This is a genomic window from Mesorhizobium intechi, from assembly GCF_002879535.1.
In the GTDB taxonomy this organism is placed as follows: domain Bacteria; phylum Pseudomonadota; class Alphaproteobacteria; order Rhizobiales; family Rhizobiaceae; genus Mesorhizobium; species Mesorhizobium intechi.
This window is the reverse complement of sequence record NZ_PNOT02000077.1, coordinates 1-3,811: the sequence shown is the minus strand read 5'-3', so window position 1 is coordinate 3,811 and position 3,811 is coordinate 1. Positions and strand designations below refer to the sequence as shown.

Here is a 3,811-nt window from a genome sequence, read left to right as displayed (position 1 = left end):
GTGGACGCCGGATTCGGTCTTCAGCCAGCCATAGGCATTGTGGCCCTTGATCATCAGCGTCGCGGACTTGATGCCGGCTTCCTCGCCGTCATGCACTTCCAGCACCTCGACCTTGAAGCGGCGGCGTTCGGCCCAGCGCGTGTACATGCGCAAAAGCATCGAGGCCCAGTCCTGGCGTTCGGTACCGCCGGCGCCGGCATGGATTTCGAGATAGGTGTCGTTGGCGTCTGCTTCACCCGAAAGCAGTGTTTCGACCTGGCGGGCCTTGGCCTCGCCCTGCATCGAGCGGATTGCCGCCTCGGCCTCGGCGATGACGCCCTCGTCGCCCTCTTCCTCGCCGAGCTCGATCAGGCCGACATTGTCTTCCAGCGCCTGGGTCAGGCCCTTGACCGCGGCGATGCCCTCCTCGAGGCCCTGGCGCTCGCGCATCAGCTTCTGAGCTTCCAGTGGTTCGTTCCAGAGGCTGGCGTCCTCGGCCCGCACATTCAGGTATTCAAGCCGCTTTATGGCCTGATCCCAGTCAAAGATGCCTCCTCAGCAGGGTTATCGCCTGCCTGATCTCATCGACAATATTCTGCGTTTCCGCGCGCATGGCCTGGTATTTGGTCCTGTTGCTGAAGTGACACTTCGGTCGGCGCGATACATAGGGACGGCGCCGCCATGTGTAAAGCGAAATGGGCCGGCCCCAGGCCAGCCCAGCGATCCGCAGCCGGCCTCGTCAGTAGAGCCCGCCGCCGCCGTCCTGGATCGCCTGGTTGGCCTGCGGCGACAGTGCGCCGCCCGACGCGTTGGAGCCGTCGGCGCCCATGCCGATCACCCAATAGCTGTCGGCGGGACCGGTGCCCGGCTTGAAGGCCTCGATGATGGTGCCCGGATCGCCCGACGTCGCACGCATACCGGTCTTGCGATTGATGGCGATCAGGTTCATGCCGTCCGGAACCTTGAAGTCGACATTGGGCGTGCCGTCCAGCGCCACGCGCATGAAATCCTTGAAGATCGGAGCGGCGAGACCGCCACCGGTGGCGCCATGGCCAAGGCCGCGCGGCGTGTCGTAACCCATGTAGAGGCCGACCACGAGGTTCGGCGTGTAACCGATGAACCAGGCGTCCTTTTCGTCGTTGGTGGTGCCGGTCTTGCCGGCAATGTGACGGCCGAGTTCGCCGATGGTGGCGCCGGTGCCGCGTTGCACCACGCCTTCCATCATCGAGGTGATCTGGTAGGCGGTCATCGGATCGAGCACCTGCTCGGAATTGTCGACCAGTTCCGGCTCCGGCTGGTTCTTCCATTCAGGGGCGTTGCAGCCCTCGCAGCCACGCTCATCCTGCTTGAACACGGTCTTGCCGTAGCGGTCCTGGATGCGGTCGATCAGCGACGGCTTGATCGACTTGCCGCCATTGGCCATGATTGAATAGGCCGAAACCATGCGCATGACGGTCGTCTCGCCGGAGCCCAGCGCCATCGGCAGATACGGCGCCAGGTGATCGTATACGCCGAAGCGCTCGGCATATTCGACGACCAGCTTCATGCCCATGTCGTTGGCAAGCCGCACCGTCATCAGGTTTCGCGACTTCTCGATGCCGGAGCGCAGGGTTGCCGGCCCGGCGACGGTGCCGTCATAATTCTTCGGCGTCCAGGTCGTGTTGCCGCTCTGTATGGTGATCGGTCCGTCCATGATCACCGAGGCCGGCGTATAGCCATTGTCGAGTGCGGCGGAATAGACGATCGGCTTGAACGAGGAGCCCGGCTGGCGCATCGCCTGGGTGGCGCGGTTGAACTCGGACTGGGCATAGGAGAAACCGCCGACCATCGCCAGTACACGGCCGGTGTGCGGATCCATGGCGATCAGCCCGCCTTCCACCTCGGGAACCTGGCGCAGGCTGTAAGCATTGTCGGAGCCTTCGTTCTTCTGCACGAAGACGACGTCGCCGGGTTTCAGCACGTCGGCCGGCGATTTGGCCTTGACCGTCTTGCCGTCGACCACATGGCGCATGGCAAAGCCCATATCGTCCTTGCTGACGGTGCCTTCGACCCGCTCCTTGACGATGTCGCCCGATGCCTGGCGTGCAGGCTGCAGGCCTATCGAGAGGCCTGATGCCGAGGAGTCGAGCACGACGGCCAGCGACCATTCGGGGACGTCCTCCAGCCCCTTGACGGCGGCCAACCGGACGCCCCAGTCGCCGGACATGTCGATTGACGTCACCGGCCCGCGATAGCCGCGCAGCGTATCGTATTTGATCAAACCGTTCTGCATCGCCTTGCGGGCGATGAGCTGAACTTTCGGATCAAGCGTGGTGCGAACGGACAAGCCGCCTTCGTAGAGCGCGTTCTCGCCGTAGCGGGCTATGATCTGGCGACGCACCTCCTCGGTGAAGTATTCGCCGGCGAACAGATAGGTGCCGGTGCGGCGCGGCGTCACGCCGAGCGGTTCGGCCTTGGCCTTGATGCCTTCCTCGCGCGTGACGTAGCCATTCTCGACCATCTGATCGATGACCCAGTTGCGGCGCTCGATCGCGCGATCGGCATGCTTGAAAGGATGGTAGTTGTTGGGGCCTTTCGGCAGCGATGCCAGGTAGGCGGCCTCGGCCACGGTCAATTCGTTCACCGACTTGTCGAAATAGGTAAGCGCCGCGCCGGCGACACCATAGGCGCCGAAACCGAAGAAGATTTCGTTGAGGTAGAGCTCGAGGATACGATCCTTGGGATAGGCCTGCTCGATGCGGAAGGCCAGGATCATTTCCTTGATCTTGCGCTCGTAGGTCTGGTCCGCGGTCAACAGGAAGTTCTTGGCCACCTGCTGGGTGATCGTCGAGGCGCCAACCTGGCGCCTGCCCGAGCCGAAATTCTGCAAGTTGACGATGATGGCACGGCCAAGGCCGGTCACGTCGATGCCGGGGTGGTTGTAGAAATTCTTGTCTTCCGCAGACAGGAAGGCCGCCTTGACGCGATCCGGGATAGCCTGGATCGGCAAATACAGGCGCCGCTCGCGCGCATATTCGGCCATCAACGATCCGTCCGAGGCATGAATGCGCGTGGTCACCGGCGGCTCGTATTTGGCCAGCACTTCGTAGTCAGGCAGATCCTTCGACAGGTGGCTGATGTAAATGGCAACGCCCGCCGCGACCAGAAGGGCCAGCGTCGTGCCGATGCCGAAGAAATAGCCAATGAGACGAATCATACCCGCTCCAGTCCTTGGTTCGGGAATTTCCTAAACGAAGCCGCCTTCCACGCAAGCTTTCGAGCCGGTCCCAATCCGTATTCGAAAACCCATGTCGCCACCATGTGGACAAAATACGGCAAGGCCTGATTTCGTGACCGCCCGCCGCAAATAAAGGCACCGAGTGTTGTCATACAGCAACGCCGCCTGTGGTTGCAGGCACCGCAAGGCATGTCAACCTCCGGTTCCGGCCCCCGCCCTGGCGGATGCGAACAGCGCAACGGCATTGGTGATGCTTTGTGCGGCCTTGCCGCGCCATTCCGCGTTAAGCAGCTGCGCCTCGTCCTTGGCATTCGAGAGATAGCCGAGTTCGACCAGAACCGATGGGACATCCGGCGCCTTCAGCACCTTGAAGCCCGCAGAACGCTGCGGATTGTTGATGAGGCCGACGCTGGTCGACAGCTGGCCGACCAGCGTGTGAGCGAAACTCATCGAAAAGGTGTGCGTCTCGCGGCGGATGAGGTCGATCAGGATGTCGGTCACTTCCTTGTTGTCGTCCTTGATGACCATACCGGCGAACTGATCGGAGAGATTTTCGCGGTCGGCGAGTGCCTGCGCCTCGGGATCCGATGCCTTGTCGGAGACGGTGTAGACGGT

Annotated in this window: 2 protein-coding genes and 1 pseudogene; all 3 read right to left on the bottom strand. The window is 62.4% G+C overall.

Going from position 1 to position 3,811, the window contains the following annotated elements:
* Positions 1-592, bottom strand: a pseudogene (locus tag C1D09_RS07145) (PCRF domain-containing protein); the annotation flags it as partial.
* A 126-nt stretch (positions 593-718) separates the two neighbouring features.
* Positions 719-3,175: a penicillin-binding protein 1A gene (locus C1D09_RS07140; protein ID WP_143973616.1), complete on the bottom strand. Its 2,457-nt coding sequence runs from the start codon at positions 3,173-3,175 to the stop codon at positions 719-721.
* Between the two features lie 213 nt (positions 3,176-3,388).
* The coding region (locus tag C1D09_RS07135; protein ID WP_208760357.1) for an N-acetylmuramoyl-L-alanine amidase family protein at positions 3,389-3,811 on the bottom strand (423 nt) is incomplete at its 5' end.

Bases quoted from the DNA above. Each gene is read 5' to 3' on its own strand.
- C1D09_RS07140 (WP_143973616.1), bottom strand. From the start codon at position 3,175: ATGATTCGTCTCATTGGCTATTTCTTCGGCATCGGCACGACGCTGGCC.